This is a genomic window from Mucilaginibacter sp., assembly GCF_025359345.1.
Lineage (GTDB): Bacteria > Bacteroidota > Bacteroidia > Sphingobacteriales > Sphingobacteriaceae > Mucilaginibacter.
The window spans coordinates 200,857-214,681 of the sequence record NZ_JANYGQ010000036.1 but is presented as its reverse complement, the minus strand read 5'-3'; the positions used below and the strand labels follow the sequence as shown (position 1 = coordinate 214,681).

Annotated in this window: 14 protein-coding genes; 7 read left to right on the top strand and 7 right to left on the bottom strand. The window is 44.3% G+C overall.

Annotated features, from left to right (window positions below):
• Nucleotides 1–75: 75 nt before the first annotated feature.
• A complete protein-coding gene (locus tag Q0R52_RS26445; protein ID WP_295800931.1) occupies nt 76–1,236 on the top strand; it encodes a metallophosphoesterase in 1,161 nt (386 codons plus the stop codon).
• 148 nt (nt 1,237–1,384) lie between these two features.
• Here Q0R52_RS26445 and Q0R52_RS26440 read toward each other — a convergent pair whose 3' ends face one another.
• From Q0R52_RS26440 to rsfS, 3 genes are all read right to left on the bottom strand, one after another.
• Nucleotides 1,385–2,023 carry an LUD domain-containing protein gene (locus Q0R52_RS26440; RefSeq protein WP_252791892.1) on the bottom strand — a complete coding sequence of 213 codons (639 nt, stop codon included), beginning with the start codon at nt 2,021–2,023 and terminating at the stop codon, nt 1,385–1,387.
• A gap of 115 nt (nt 2,024–2,138) precedes the next feature.
• Nucleotides 2,139–4,163 (bottom strand): ATP-dependent zinc metalloprotease FtsH, encoded by a 2,025-nt coding sequence (gene ftsH / locus Q0R52_RS26435; protein ID WP_295801439.1) that lies wholly within the window; start codon nt 4,161–4,163, stop codon nt 2,139–2,141.
• Nucleotides 4,164–4,337: 174 nt separating this feature from the next.
• A complete protein-coding gene (rsfS, locus tag Q0R52_RS26430) occupies nt 4,338–4,712 on the bottom strand; it encodes a ribosome silencing factor (RefSeq protein ID WP_252791890.1) in 375 nt (124 codons plus the stop codon).
• 47 nt (nt 4,713–4,759) lie between these two features.
• On the opposite strand from rsfS, the gene Q0R52_RS26425 reads away from it, so the two are divergent.
• The 5 genes from Q0R52_RS26425 to apaG all read left to right on the top strand — a co-directional run bounded on the left by Q0R52_RS26425 (nt 4,760) and on the right by apaG (nt 8,826).
• Nucleotides 4,760–5,530, top strand: a complete 771-nt coding sequence (locus tag Q0R52_RS26425; protein WP_295800927.1) for a biotin--[acetyl-CoA-carboxylase] ligase — start codon at nt 4,760–4,762, stop codon at nt 5,528–5,530.
• Between the two features lie 108 nt (nt 5,531–5,638).
• Nucleotides 5,639–6,091, top strand: coding sequence for a protein-disulfide reductase DsbD N-terminal domain-containing protein (locus Q0R52_RS26420; protein ID WP_252791888.1), 453 nt, complete (start codon nt 5,639–5,641; stop codon nt 6,089–6,091).
• A gap of 8 nt (nt 6,092–6,099) precedes the next feature.
• Nucleotides 6,100–6,552 carry a protein-disulfide reductase DsbD domain-containing protein gene (locus Q0R52_RS26415; RefSeq protein WP_295800924.1) on the top strand — a complete coding sequence of 151 codons (453 nt, stop codon included), beginning with the start codon at nt 6,100–6,102 and terminating at the stop codon, nt 6,550–6,552.
• Nucleotides 6,553–6,564: 12 nt separating this feature from the next.
• Nucleotides 6,565–8,319 (top strand): cytochrome c biogenesis protein CcdA, encoded by a 1,755-nt coding sequence (locus Q0R52_RS26410; protein ID WP_295800923.1) that lies wholly within the window; start codon nt 6,565–6,567, stop codon nt 8,317–8,319.
• 120 nt (nt 8,320–8,439) lie between these two features.
• Nucleotides 8,440–8,826, top strand: a complete 387-nt coding sequence (apaG, locus tag Q0R52_RS26405; RefSeq protein WP_252791885.1) for a Co2+/Mg2+ efflux protein ApaG — start codon at nt 8,440–8,442, stop codon at nt 8,824–8,826.
• Nucleotides 8,827–8,938: 112 nt separating this feature from the next.
• Here the strand turns inward: apaG and Q0R52_RS26400 are convergent, their stop codons facing one another.
• The 3 genes from Q0R52_RS26400 to Q0R52_RS26390 all read right to left on the bottom strand — a co-directional run bounded on the left by Q0R52_RS26400 (nt 8,939) and on the right by Q0R52_RS26390 (nt 11,267).
• Nucleotides 8,939–10,042, bottom strand: a complete 1,104-nt coding sequence (locus Q0R52_RS26400; RefSeq protein WP_295800919.1) for a hypothetical protein — start codon at nt 10,040–10,042, stop codon at nt 8,939–8,941.
• Nucleotides 10,043–10,135: 93 nt separating this feature from the next.
• On the bottom strand, nt 10,136–10,426 hold the full coding sequence (locus tag Q0R52_RS26395) for a hypothetical protein (protein ID WP_295800915.1): 291 nt from the start codon (nt 10,424–10,426) through the stop codon (nt 10,136–10,138).
• A 121-nt stretch (nt 10,427–10,547) separates the two neighbouring features.
• Complete coding sequence (locus tag Q0R52_RS26390; RefSeq protein ID WP_295800912.1) at nt 10,548–11,267, bottom strand: zinc metallopeptidase; 720 nt, start codon at nt 11,265–11,267, stop codon at nt 10,548–10,550.
• A gap of 130 nt (nt 11,268–11,397) precedes the next feature.
• Here Q0R52_RS26390 and Q0R52_RS26385 point away from each other — a divergent pair, with 130 nt between their 5' ends.
• Nucleotides 11,398–12,540: an FAD-dependent oxidoreductase gene (locus Q0R52_RS26385; protein WP_295800909.1), complete on the top strand. Its 1,143-nt coding sequence runs from the start codon at nt 11,398–11,400 to the stop codon at nt 12,538–12,540.
• A gap of 8 nt (nt 12,541–12,548) precedes the next feature.
• Here Q0R52_RS26385 and Q0R52_RS26380 read toward each other — a convergent pair whose 3' ends face one another.
• Complete coding sequence (locus Q0R52_RS26380) at nt 12,549–13,574, bottom strand: GntR family transcriptional regulator (RefSeq protein ID WP_295800906.1); 1,026 nt, start codon at nt 13,572–13,574, stop codon at nt 12,549–12,551.
• Nucleotides 13,575–13,825 lie beyond the last annotated feature (251 nt).

The following is a 13,825-nucleotide window of genomic DNA, read 5'->3' as shown; positions in this document are numbered from 1 at the left end:
AATACCGTTATTTAACGGGTTGAAAAATTCAAAAAAAATTAGTACCGTGCAACCTGTAATACTGCGTTCTTTGTAATGCTTGAACCCCGCGGTAAGAGTAAACTAAAGATTAAACAAAAGCCCATAAGCCCTGTTAAAGCACTGATGCGTAAATTTTTACAAAACATTTTTACCGGGCCAGTGGTGAAACTGGCAAACAAGCTTTCGTCCCGGCCTGATAGGGACCGGGTTGACAAGGCCTTGAGCGAGCTGTACGCGGAAATTAGTGCGGGCAAAGACAAGGCAGGCCTTGCATTACAGTTCGACGCTGCAAAAGATAAATTTATCATCCTTTCCGATCAGCACAAAGGGGCACGAGACGGAGCCGATGTTTTTGCGAACGCCGCGAAAAACTACCTGGCCGCGTTGGATTATTATTACACAAACAATTTCTGCTACATTAACCTGGGCGATAGTGAAGATTTATGGGAGAACCTATTTGTTACCATAAAACGGCACAATAAATCCACCTTCGAGGCCGAGCAAAAGTTTATTCAACGTAACGCCTTCGTGAAAATATTTGGCAACCACGATTTGTACTGGGCAAATGATCCGCTGGCACCGGTTAGCCTGCAAAGTGTATACCACCAGCAAGTTAAAATTTATGAAGGGGCTATGCTCACAACAACCGTTAATGGCAGCCCTTTGGAAATATATATGACCCACGGCCACCAGGGTGATTTGCAAAGTGACGGTAATTGGTTCAGCAAATGGTTTGTGTCTGACATATGGGGGCCGTTCCAGGCATATTTACACATAAACCCTAACACACCCGCAAACAACGACCAGTTAAAGACCGACCATAACCAAATAATGTACGAATGGAGCTCGAAGCGAAAAAACCTGTTACTGATAACCGGGCATACGCACCAGCCTGTATTCAGATCGTTAACCCAATTAGAGGCATTATACGAGAAATTAGGGATTGCGAAAAGAGATAATGATGTCAAAAAGGAAGCTGTGTTACAAGCGAAAATTGAAGCCCTGCATTTAAAGACTGACCGGCCGGCCGATTTTAAAGGATATTTGGATACTTATTTTAACAGTGGCTGCTGTTGCTTTAATGATGGCGATATAACGGGGATAGAGGTAGCCGATGGGAGCATCAGGCTGATAAAATGGGAATATGGTGCGGGTAAAATTAGTGAGCGGCTAGTTTTGGAAGAAAGCAAATTGGAAGATTTGAAATTGAACTGAGAAGCTAAAAAAAATTGTCATTGCGAGCGAGGAACGAGCGCGGCAACCGCGAACTTTATACAGCAGGTTGACGGGTAGTCAGCGATACTTGGCGGCTGTGCATGCGTGCGGTTGCTTCGTACCTCGCAATGACAAATCGGCTTAAACTTTATCCTTCCAGCAAAAAAACAAACAACTCTTTAGGCCCGTGAGCGCCTAATACCAGCGTTTTTTCAATGTCGGCAGTACGGCTGGGGCCGGTTACATTGCTTATCATTGATGGTAAATTGTTTTCGTATCTGGCTTTCAGCAGCTTCAACCCATCTTTTATATCGAGCACCATTTGCGATGTGTATGCCAGTACAATATGCACAGGTGGATAGATGCTTAACCGGCGACCGGCCATGTTGCCGTTCGAAAGTAAAATACTGCCATTGCGGGCTACCAATGCCTCGCAAAGGGTAAAGCCAACGTCGGCCTGGTCAAAGTCTCTATCGGTTTCGTAATAAGGGTATTCGTAACGGGCAAGTACTTCCTGCAGCGCCGGTTCCCAGCAATATATTTTATGCCATTTTCGCTCTTCGGCAAGTTGCAATAAGTTATCTATAAATTGCACCTCGTCCTCGCAAAATAAAAACTGGCCCGATATTGCCGTAAACTGCTCGGCAAATAACACATCAAGAGGTTCGTCTGTCGCCGGGTAATGCGGTAGGTCCTCAAGGTTAGGGTATGGATTATCCCTTTTCTCCAAAAGCGCCTTACGGATCTTTTTTAACAGCTTTTCCTTAGATGTTGTTATATCTCTCATTTTTTTGTCCTGAGTACTCAGTCGAAAGTCTAGAGTCAAAATTAAAAAGTCTTAAGTCCTAAGCTGAAATTGACTTTCGACTCAAGACTTAAGACTCCCGACTTAAAATTTATTCTTAAGCGTTTATGTCCTTCTCCTCAGGGTTCCTGTTAAAGGTTCCCGAATGGTCGGCAACACCTTCAGGTACCAGTGCCGATGCAGCAGGTTCCTGGTTGGCCTCCGGGCCGTTCACAAATTCATCATAAGTGGTACGGTTATCAAACGGACGCTTGCCTAATATTTCTTCAAGGTCTGATTGGAAAAGAATTTCCTTTTCCAGCAGCTTATCCGCCAGTTTTATCAGCCCATCGCGTTTATCAAGCAAAAGCTTTTTGGTCATTTCGTAAACCTCAGCTATCTGGTTACGCACTTCTACGTCAATCAGCTCCGAAGTTTTTTCAGAATATGGCTTGTTAAACTGGTACTCGCCCTGGGTATCATTAAATGATACGTTCCCCACTTTTGCATTCATACCATAAATGGTAACCATGGCGTAAGCAAGTTTCGTAATACGCTCCAAATCGTTTTGTGCGCCGGTTGATATTTTCCCGAAGGTAATATCCTCAGCAACACGGCCACCCAACGTCATACACATGCCATCAATCAATTGTTCGGTAGTGTATAAAAACTGTTCTTTCGGAAGATATTGTGCATAACCTAACGCAGCAACACCACGCGGAACAATGGATACCTTAACCAATGGGTCAGCATGCTCTAAAAACCAGCCTGCAATTGCGTGCCCGGCTTCGTGGTAAGCAACAATGCGTTTCTCCTCGGGCGATATGATTTTGTTCTTTTTCTCCAAACCACCAATCACACGGTCAATAGCATCCTGGAAATCCTGCATTTCAACTGCCTCTTTATTTTTACGTGCGGCAATCAGTGCAGCCTCGTTACATACGTTGGCAATTTCGGCGCCGGCAAAACCCGGTGTTTGTGCTGATAATTTTTTGGCATCAACACCTTCAGCAAGTTTAACCGGCTTTAAGTGTACCTTAAATATCTGTTCGCGGCCAATTAAATCCGGTTTATCTATTGATACCTGGCGGTCGAAACGGCCCGGGCGCAATAAAGCAGAGTCTAACACATCGGGACGGTTGGTAGCGGCAAGTATAATGATACCCGAGTCGGTACCGAAACCATCCATTTCAACCAGCAACTGGTTCAATGTATTTTCGCGCTCGTCGTTACCGCCAACAATATTGTTTTTACCACGGGCGCGGCCAATGGCGTCAATCTCGTCAATAAATATAATACACGGTGCTTTGTCTTTTGCCTGGCGGAACAAGTCGCGAACACGCGATGCGCCCACCCCTACAAACATCTCCACAAAATCAGAACCTGAAAGTGAGAAGAAAGGCACCTGTGCCTCGCCTGCAACGGCTTTTGCCAGCAACGTTTTACCAGTACCCGGCGAACCTATTAATAAGGCGCCCTTAGGTATTTTACCACCCAAATTGGTGTATTTTTTAGGGTTTTTAAGGAAATCAACAATTTCCATTACTTCCTGCTTGGCTTCTTCCAAACCGGCAACGTCATTAAACGTAACCGATACCTGGGCCTCTTTATCAAACAGGGTAGCTTTTGATTTGCCTATGTTAAAAATCTGGCCACCCGGGCCGCCGCCTGCGCCACCGCTCATGCGGCGCATAATAAACAACCATACTGCAACCAGTAACACTGCCATTATAATGCATTGCACAAACCAGTTCGAAAGCAGGCTCTCATGGCCGGCCTCAACACTAACCGGAATCCGCTGATCTTCGGTATAGCCAAAGTCCTTTTCGGCGTTAAGTATCGATTGCTTTATGCCCTCGTAAGTAGCGTCAGAAAATGTGTATTGCGGCCCGTCAGCATTATTCATACTGAACGCACGGCTGTCCTTTTTCGCATCAGAATATTCGCCTTTACTTTGGGCTTCCTTTGTCAAATAAACTTCGGCTACAAACAAATCGCCGTTGCGGAACGCTACAACTCGTTGCACATCATGCTTTTTGAGCATTTCGGCAAATTTTTGAAAAGTTATGGCATTTGTTGTGGTAGTATTTAAAAGTGTGGCAACAACCAGCAGCACTACAACTATAATAGCGTAAAACCACATAATATTGGGTTTCGGCGGTTTTGGCGTAATTTTTTTATTCGGTATTTTCCTTATCGGTTTTGGATTTTCCAACTTGTTATCTAATTTAATTTACAAACTCAAACTTACAATCTTTATTTTATAATTCGCACGGTATGATGATGACGCGCTGGCAAACACAATTGTTGCGTGCGCTTATGCGCTTTTATACATTTTTATCTCGGCATCGCCCCAAAGGTCTTCCATGCCATAAAACTCGCGCTTATCGGTTCTGAAGACGTGCACAACTACGTCAATATAATCCAGCAGTATCCATTCTCCATATTCAAGCCCTTCTTTTCGGTAAGGGTCCTGTTGTGTAGCCTTGTATATCTCATCCTCAATGCTATTGGCTATAGCTTTAACCTGTGTGGTCGAATCCGCGTGGCATATTACAAAATAATCTGCCACCGAACTGAATATATTACGGAGGTCTAACCTGATAATATCATTTCCCTTTTTTTCCTGGATCCCATGAATTGCCAATTCTGAAATATAGGCAGATTCATTTAACGCTTTGTTTTTTACCATCAAAAAGAATTAGTTTTGAACGATTTAGTATTTAATAATATTATACCTTGCAAAATAACATATTTTCGGGATTATTTGTTGGACAAAATTTTGTAACAATTAAAGAAGTTGACTCAACAAACAATTTCCTTAAACAATTAGCGTCAAATTCCAAGCCAGTGATTGAGGGAACAGTCATTATGGCAGAAAACCAAACGGCCGGCCGGGGCCAGCAGCAGAACGGCTGGCATGCCGAACCCGGTAAAAATTTAACTTTCAGCCTGTTATTAAAACCTTCATTTTTGCCCGTTACCCAACAATTCGACCTTGTGAGAGCCGTTAGTTTAGGCGTTTTCGATGCTTTGCATCCTTTGCTTGGCGACGGTTTAAAGATTAAATGGCCCAATGATATTTACTATGGCAACCGTAAACTAGGCGGCATGCTAATTGAAAATATGATACAGGGCGGACAAATAAAAAACGCCATTGTTGGCATAGGCCTTAATATAAACCAGCAAACCTTTCCGGATTACCTGCCAAATGCAACATCTGTAAAGCAAATCTTACAACAGGATTATGATTTAAAAACTTTATTATCCGACATTTGCCACCACATTGAGGCTTACTATTTGAATTTAAAGGCCGGCAAAATTTTATTTGTAAGGGAAACCTATTTAACCCGACTATACTGGTTAAACGAACAGAAAGAATATAAGTCGAAAGAAGGACAGTTTGCCGGAACTATCAAAAGTGTAAAAGACAACGGTATATTGGTTGTTGAAAATAATAACCATGAAGAATTGGAGTTTAGCCTGAAGGAAATTGAATTTGTAAATTAACCCGGTTGGTAAATTTAACATTTCTTTACATTCAACTTCATAATGAAAACAGTAATCAGCGCTACATTAGCGTTAAATTAAATTTGAGTAACTGATAAAACTAAATAAATGAAAAGAATATTGTTGGCAGCTGCTGCCCTTGTTTTAAGTTTTGGCGCCAAGGCGCAAATCGAATCGCATGTAAAATGGTCGTACGCGGCTAAAAAAATCAATGCCACCGAGGCTGTTGTATTTATTAAAGCAACCATTGATGATAAATGGCATATCTATGGCCTCGACGTTAAGGATGGCGGACCAATAAAAACCTCGTTTACCTTTACAAAATCAAAAGATTATGTAACCGTTGGCCAACCCACACAGCCCGCCCCGATAAAAAAGTACGAAACTACTTTTAAAATGGACGTTACCTATTTTGAAAAATCGGTAGTGTTTCAGCAAAAAATCAAACTAAAATCGGCCAACGCCACAGCCGTTAAGGGCCAGTTGGAGTACATGACCTGTAACGACCAGAAATGCCTTCCTCCCGAAGACATCGATTTCACTATTCCATTAGGCAAATAAAATTAAGTATGAAGAAGTTCCTCCTGGTGTTCGCAGTGTTGCTGGCTTTCGGCAGCAGCGCCTGGGCGCAAATAGACAACCCGGTAAAATGGTCGTACGCCTCAAAAAAAACAGGGGATAAAGACGCTGTGGTTTTTTTGAAAGCTACTATACAAAAAGGCTGGCACATCTATTCGCAAACCGAACAGGGTGGCCCCGCCAAAAGCTCGTTCACGTTTTCAAAATCGAAAGATTACACACCGGTCGGTAAAATTGTTGAGCCAAAGCCGCTTTCAAGATATGAACAGGCTTTTAGCATGAACATAGGTTATTTTGAAACTGCCGTTGTGTTTCAGCAAAAAATAAAGTTAGGCACAGCAAAGTCGCCGGCGGTTAAAGGCACGCTTGGCTACATAGCTTGCAACGACCACAAATGCAACCCACCCGAAGAAGTGGAATTTAACATACCCATAAGCAACTAATTACATATAACAATGAACCGTACGGTTAACAGGTACTCTTTAAAACGGTATTTAATCCTTTTTTTCGCCATAGCTGCGTTTGTAGTTACAAGTACCAATCCGGCAAAAGCATTTCAAAATAAAAAAGCCGACACGGTATCGACTGCCGATGTACAGTTTACGGATATACCTACGGCGGCAGATAGTTTAAAAGCTTTTAAAAAGAAACAGGCTGAATTAAAAAAGGCGGATAGTTTAAAAGCCTTAAAAAATAAGCAGGCCGTTGTTAATGCCGTCCCGGCCGAAAAACCTAAAACACTTTGGGAAATTTTTATTAAAGGTCTGCTGGGTGGCTTTACCGCTATATTATTGCCTTGTATTTACCCTTTGTTACCGTTAACGGTTAGCTTTTTTACCAAAAAAAGCGGCTCAAGGGCTAAAGGCGTTTTACAGTCGTTACTGTACGGGTTGTCCATCATAGTTATTTATGTTTCGCTTGGAATGCTTATTTCGGTCCTTTTCGGCTCGGACGCGCTTAACGCCCTGGCAACCAACGGCATATTTAATATATTTTTCTTTTTACTGTTGGTCGTTTTCGGCATTTCGTTTTTGGGCGCCTTTGAGATTACCTTACCCAGTTCATTGGCCAATAAACTGGATGCAAATTCAGATAAGGGTGGCCTTGCCGGGATTTTCTTTATGGCGTCTACTTTAGTAGTAGTTTCATTTTCGTGCACAGGCCCGGTAATTGGCACTTTACTTGTTGATGCCGCCTCGAAAGGTGACCGTTTAGGGCCGGCGGTTGGTATGCTCGGTTTTTCATTAGCGCTGGCGTTGCCGTTTACAATTTTCGCTTTGTTTCCATCGGCTTTAAAAAGCCTGCCTAAATCAGGTGGGTGGTTGAATAGTGTAAAAGTAGTTTTAGGGTTTTTAGAGCTTGCGTTCGCATTAAAGTTTTTATCAAATGTCGACCTGGCATATCATTGGAACTGGTTCGACCGCGAGATATTTTTATCAATATGGATAGCGATAGGATTATTGATGGGGCTTTACCTTATAGGCAAGATTAAATTTTCGCATGACAGCGACCTGCCGTATTTATCAGTACCGCGCACGTTTATTTCAATTGGTGTTTTTGCGTTTGTTATTTATATGATTCCGGGCCTTTGGGGTGCTCCCTTAAAATCCATCAGCGCATTTTTACCCCCAATAGCAACGCAGGACTTTGACCTGTCGCAAATACCGGCGAACACTGCAACCGCAACCGATACGAAGCAATCATCGATAAAAGTTAAAAAATACGCGGGCAATTACGACCGTATTAAAACCCGGGGGCTGGACGCGTGGTTTGATTACGACCAGGCATTGCAGGTCTCGAAAGAGTTACATAAACCCATATTGATAGATTTTACCGGCTTTAACTGTGTTAATTGTCGTAAAATGGAAAGTGATGTGTGGACCAACCCCCAGGTGTTTAATCATTTGCGGAATGACTTTATATTGCTTCAGCTTGTAGTTGATGACAAAGCAGCGTTAGAGACCAAAGAGCAATTTACATCAGAATATAGCGGCAAAAAAATAACGAATTTGGGTGGTAAGTGGAGTGACCTGGAAGCATCGCGGTTTAATTCCAATTCGCAGCCTTTATATGTGATTCTTGACAGCGACGGTAACTTAATGAATGATAAAGATGGAAAATTAATAACTCCATCTCCGGCTGAATATCATGTAGATCTTTATTTAAAATATTTGGAAAGCGGATTAGCTGCCTATAAGAATAAAAAGTAAAATTCTCCCGGTGTACTCGCGTACAATACGCTCAGTCAAAGTACGCTAACATTTTTTTTCAAAAATGGCTTGATATTTGACTGGATAATATATATTTGAAGCGAAGGAGATTTTGTTAACATGGTAACAGTTATTACAGACGGCGTTAAGGTATCGGTAGATACAATTTACCAACCCGAGTATTCGAACCCGGCGAATGACCATTTTATGTTTGCCTACAAGGTAAAGATTGAAAACATGGGCAATTACGCGGTTAGACTGCTGGGCAGGCATTGGTATATTTTTGATTCAAACGGCGCCAAGCGCGAAGTTGAAGGCGAAGGCGTGGTTGGCCAGCAGCCGGTTATTGAACCAGGCATGGCTCACGAATACGTATCAGGCTGCAACCTTAAAACAGATATGGGCAGCATGAAAGGCGAATACCACATGGCCCGCCTGATGGATAATCAATTGTTTAATGTACAAATTCCCGAATTTTATTTGATTGCCCCCTACAGGATGAATTAATTTCACTCAGCATATAAGATAAAAAGAAACCCCGGCCATCTCTCAGGCCGGGGTTTTTGTTTTTATATTTTGCGCAGGTTCCTGCCGAAAAGATCCCGCGCCGGGGGAATTTTTACCGGTGATGTTCTGGCCTTGCTTGCGGCGCATGTTGCGCAGGTGCACGTTGTGGCGGCGCTGCCCGTTGTACCGGCGCACGTTGTGACGGTGCTGCCCGTTGTACCGGCGCACGTTGGGGTGGTGCTGCCCGTTGTACCGGCGCACGTTGCGGTGGTGCTGCCCGTTGAACAGGAGCCCGTTGCGCAGGTGCACGTTGCGGCTCTACACGTTGTTGTGGCGCCCGTTGCGGTTGCACGGCACGTTGCCTTGGTTCCGTTTTTTGTTGCGGCCTGGCACGTTCTGCTGCTGCGGGGCGTGCTGCCCTTTGAGCAGGCTCAGTCCGTTGGGTACGCGTTGGCCGTGCCGCGTTTGGTTTATCAGCACGTGCGCTGTTAGCTGGTCTTGCAACAGCTGGCCTTGCATCTTTTCTGTCGGCCCCCGGGCGGCTTAGTGCCGCTACTTCTGGTCTTCCATGGTTTACTTTGGCGAACGATGACCTGTCGCTGCGGGCGGCCTGCTGATGTGAAATCTGGCTGGGCGTTGGCTGTATGTGGCGATCCCGCATAGCAACCCGGTCCTGTGGCCTTGGCCTGGCATTTACGCCACCACGGCCACCGTTAAAGCTCCGGCGATCATTATTATTAACTATCACCGTACGGTCGATATAAGTATTGTGGATTATAGTGCGGTTTACGTTTACCACTGCAGTATTGTAGCGGAATTGGTTACCTTCCCACCTGCCACCGCCGTAGCCATAGCCACCATAGCCGTAACCATAGTTAATGCCACCGTAGAACCCAACATGGGGGCCCCAATAACCAACGTGAAATCCGTAGAAGCCTCCTGTATAACCCCAATAAGCGGGCGTCCAATACACGCCGGGGTTTGGCGGCGCAACCCATACACCAGGTACCCAGTAGTAACCATCGGCATCATCGTCATAAGCCCAATAACCCGGCTGCCATATATAACCGTCGGCAGGGCATTCGGGCTGCTCATAAACCGGCAATGCCGGTGGCGCCGTGCGCACGGTGAGGCTTACACTCACCTGCGCATATAAACTCGGTGCGGCAAAACATACCGCGCAAGCAATTAAAAATACTTTAACAAACTTTTTCATAGGGGTAGATATTATTTATTGTTTCCTTAATCCCTGGCAATAGCCGGAGACCACAGTATACGACAAATACAACCCCATAATGTTTCAATTGCTTTAGTTTGATTTGGTGGTGTCTTTTTTCAACTCCTGCTGCGCTTTCTTAACTTTTTGCTCCTCGGCCTGGTGTTTTTGCCCCTGCCTAAGTTGCATCTGCCTCCGGGCAGATTTTCCGGTTACCGTATGCCTTCTTACCCGGCGACGCTTCTTATAAACCTTGTGTTGCGTTTGCACGGTTTGCTGAACAATAACCCCGGGCAACCTTGATTTATCAGCCGATACGGCAGTTTGTGGTAAGCACATCGTAAAAATGCCCGCCAGCACAAATAAAAATATTGCCTTTTTCATTATGGTTAAATTGGTAAATGGTAGACAATAAAGATAGCAGAATGTTTGAACAATGAAAAAAGTGCGGGCCGTCCCCCGCCCACGCTAATCAAGAACTCCCCCTTCAGGGGGCTGGGGGGCCCTAGTCCCTCCTGTTAAACAATAAGCTTGCATAATACAGCAAAGTAGCCAGGGCACTCAATGCAGCAACCACGTAGGTCATGGCGGCCCACCACAAGGCATCTTTGGCCTGCTCGTGCTCCTCGCGGGTTTGCATAACCGTGTAATTATTGTTTAACCAGGCAAGCGCACGACGGCTTGCGTCGAACTCAACAGGCAGCGTGATAAAACTGAACGTGGTTACCAGTGCCAGCGCGGCAACACCAATAGCCAATACATATGGGCTATGGATAAAAAACAGCAGTAGTACGCCAATAAATAACGTCCACTGGGTTAGGGTCGATGCCACATTAATTACTGGCACTATGGCCGAACGTAAACTTAACCAGCTATACGCTTTTGCATGCTGCACCGCGTGCCCGCACTCGTGTGCTGCTACGGCTGCCGATGCCACGCTCCGGCCGTTATAAACATCCGGGCTAAGGTTAACGGTTTTGTTTTCGGGATTATAATGGTCGGTAAGTTCGCCCTCAACAGAAATTACCTCCACATCGTAAATGCCGTTATCGCGCAGCATCCGCTCTGCAACTTCCTGTCCTGAAAGGCCCGACAATAATGGCATCTCCGCATATTGGTTAAACTTGCTTTTAAAGCGCCATTGAACAATAAAGCTTACTATTGCTATAACTATCATTAAAAACCAGGCTGAATTGTAGCCTATATACATTGCTATGTGATTCATTTTTTTAAGTCTTAAGTCTCCAGTCCTAAGTCCCGAGTCAAAGAAGTATTTTTTTGTATATTTTTGACTTTAGACTTAGGACTAACGACTTTAGACTAATCAAAAAGCATTCCGTAAAAAACACCATAAATTGAAAGGCAACACATTTTCGTACTGGGAACGCACGGCGTTTATTGATAATGCCGACGTAATTATCATAGGCAGCGGACTGGTGGGCCTCAGTGCCGCGCTGCATTTAAAAAAGCAGGCGCCGGCATTAAATGTGCTGGTTTTGGAGCGGGGGTTTTTACCCACCGGCGCCAGTACAAAAAACGCGGGATTTGCCTGTTTCGGCACCATTTCCGAGCAAATATCCTACTTGAAAAAGTCATCCGAAGCCGAAGTGCTGCGCATGGTTGACTATAAATGGCGTGGGTTGCAACGGCTCAGGCAAAACCTCGGCGATGACAATATAGATTTCCAGCAAAACGGCGGGCATGAATTGTTTATGGATAACGAACTGCCGGCAGCAACCGAGGCATTAGATCAATTAACGTATTTTAACACTTTATTGCAGCAAGCAATCGGCAAATCTGACATTTATTCAGTCGCCAATGCTAAAATAGCAGATTTTGGGTTTAACGGCATCCGTCAAATAATATACACTCAATATGAAGGCCAGCTGCACACAGGTAAAATGATGCGCACCCTGTTAAATAAGATATACAGCCTTGGCATAATGGTTTTAAACGACTGCGAAATCCATAAGGTGGAGCACGAGGGCGGGCATGTATCACTGACAACATCGCAGGGTAATTTTAAAACCGGTAACGTAATACTGGCTACCAACGCATTCGCCAATCAGCTGTTTCCGAAACTGAAAGTCATCCCGGGACGCGGGCAGGTACTGGTGACTAAACCAATCGACGGACTAAAACTAAAGGGCACCTATCATTTTAATGAGGGCTATTACTATTTCAGGAACATTGATAACCGCGTGCTGTTTGGCGGAGGCCGCAACCTCGACTATGCTGCCGAAGAAACCTGGGAATTTGGCCATACCGATAAAGTGAAAGACCAGTTGATTACCTATCTGAAAGAAATTATACTTCCCGGCCAGCCATTTGAGGTTGACTATTGGTGGAGCGGCATCATGGGCTTTGGCGACGACATCAGCCCCATCGTAAAACAGGTAGAACCGAATGTTTTTTGCGCAGTAAGGTGCAACGGCATGGGCGTGGCTATGGGCAGCCTGGTAGGCGAAGAAGTGGCGGAGTTGGTGTTGAAAAGTTAACTAATAACTTACAACGAATTCCTCACCGTAACCCTAAACGGTATAGCCACATGCTCTTTACTATTATTCAGCACCAGTTCGGCGGCATTTTGGCCCATCAGCTTAAAATCGGTTGATATGGTGGTAATGCCGTTTACTATAATTTTTTTCAACGGGGTTTCGTTATAACTGATTACGCCAATATCTTCCCCGATTTTTAAGTTATCACTTACTATTTTTTCTACCAACTCTACCAAATCATCCTCCATTAAATTAATATACACCGTGCCGGGTTGCAGGGTTTCATTTTTTAGGTGGTGGATAATATCATATTCAAAAGCATACTGCCCGCAAAATTTCAAAAAGCCGGTGAGTATTTCCTGCGGATAATAACTATTGCCGGGGAAGATAATTTTTAGCGTGCTGTATTTGCTCAGCTTTTCCAAAAGCTGCTCCAGCGCAAAATAAATATCCTCTTCAAATTTTTCAAAAACAGCAGCAAAAGTCCCGGTTATGCTTTCCGGCAGTTTGTCCATCAGCACCAGCTTTTCCTTTGGCAGGTTATTGATTATGGCAAACGCATTTTCCTCGTTCTCGATAAAGTGGGGAATAATAACCAGTTTTGAATAATGGTCGATATTGGCCGGCAGAACCTTTTTAAAAACGTTAAAATCGTTGTTGTAAATATAAAAGTCTATAGCGGCGTTGCTGCCCAACGTTTCGGCAAAAGCATCGTATATGATCTTTTTATGACTGCTCAGCTTGTTGAATAGCAGCAGCACTTTAACCGGCTGGTTAAACGCCGTATTGCTGATGAAATACCCCTTGCCCGCAACAGATTTAATAACGTCATATTTCCGCAGTTCCTTGTATGCCCGCTCAATAGTGGCACGGGATACCTCCAGCGCAATGCTCAAATCATTAATAGACGGTAAAATATCATCGCGCTCAATTTTCCCCTCCTCAATCCCCCGCAAAATCGAGTTGCTTAGCTGCAGGTACTTTGGCGTAATGGAGTACTCATCAATATTTATAATTTTTAAATAGTTTTTCATTGCTGGTTAACCGGAGGCTATAACTGAACGGTAAAACTAAAAAATAATACTGGATTAAAATCTGTTGCCGGAACTCCGCCGTCAGGGAAATCACGTTTCTCGCAGGCCTGCGACCTGCGCTGACGAATTCCGCCCCTTTGGGGTTGGGTGATTTTAAACGATGAAACAATTACTTTTAAAGACCTGGTGTTTAAATTGAAGAATAATCTCAAAAGCCCCAAAGGGGCGCGACTTACCAGCGCAGGTCGCAG

Coding starts and splice junctions, on each gene's coding strand:
- Q0R52_RS26445 (WP_295800931.1), top strand. CDS start 76: ATGCTTGAACCCCGCGGTAAGAGTAAACTAAAGATTAAACAAAAGCCC.
- Q0R52_RS26440 (WP_252791892.1), bottom strand. CDS start 2,023: ATGAGAGATATAACAACATCTAAGGAAAAGCTGTTAAAAAAGATCCGT.
- ftsH (WP_295801439.1), bottom strand. CDS start 4,163: ATGTGGTTTTACGCTATTATAGTTGTAGTGCTGCTGGTTGTTGCCACA.
- rsfS (WP_252791890.1), bottom strand. CDS start 4,712: ATGGTAAAAAACAAAGCGTTAAATGAATCTGCCTATATTTCAGAATTG.
- Q0R52_RS26420 (WP_252791888.1), top strand. CDS start 5,639: ATGAAAAGAATATTGTTGGCAGCTGCTGCCCTTGTTTTAAGTTTTGGC.
- Q0R52_RS26415 (WP_295800924.1), top strand. CDS start 6,100: ATGAAGAAGTTCCTCCTGGTGTTCGCAGTGTTGCTGGCTTTCGGCAGC.
- Q0R52_RS26410 (WP_295800923.1), top strand. CDS start 6,565: ATGAACCGTACGGTTAACAGGTACTCTTTAAAACGGTATTTAATCCTT.
- apaG (WP_252791885.1), top strand. CDS start 8,440: ATGGTAACAGTTATTACAGACGGCGTTAAGGTATCGGTAGATACAATT.
- Q0R52_RS26400 (WP_295800919.1), bottom strand. CDS start 10,042: ATGAAAAAGTTTGTTAAAGTATTTTTAATTGCTTGCGCGGTATGTTTT.
- Q0R52_RS26395 (WP_295800915.1), bottom strand. CDS start 10,426: ATGAAAAAGGCAATATTTTTATTTGTGCTGGCGGGCATTTTTACGATG.
- Q0R52_RS26390 (WP_295800912.1), bottom strand. CDS start 11,267: ATGAATCACATAGCAATGTATATAGGCTACAATTCAGCCTGGTTTTTA.
- Q0R52_RS26380 (WP_295800906.1), bottom strand. CDS start 13,574: ATGAAAAACTATTTAAAAATTATAAATATTGATGAGTACTCCATTACG.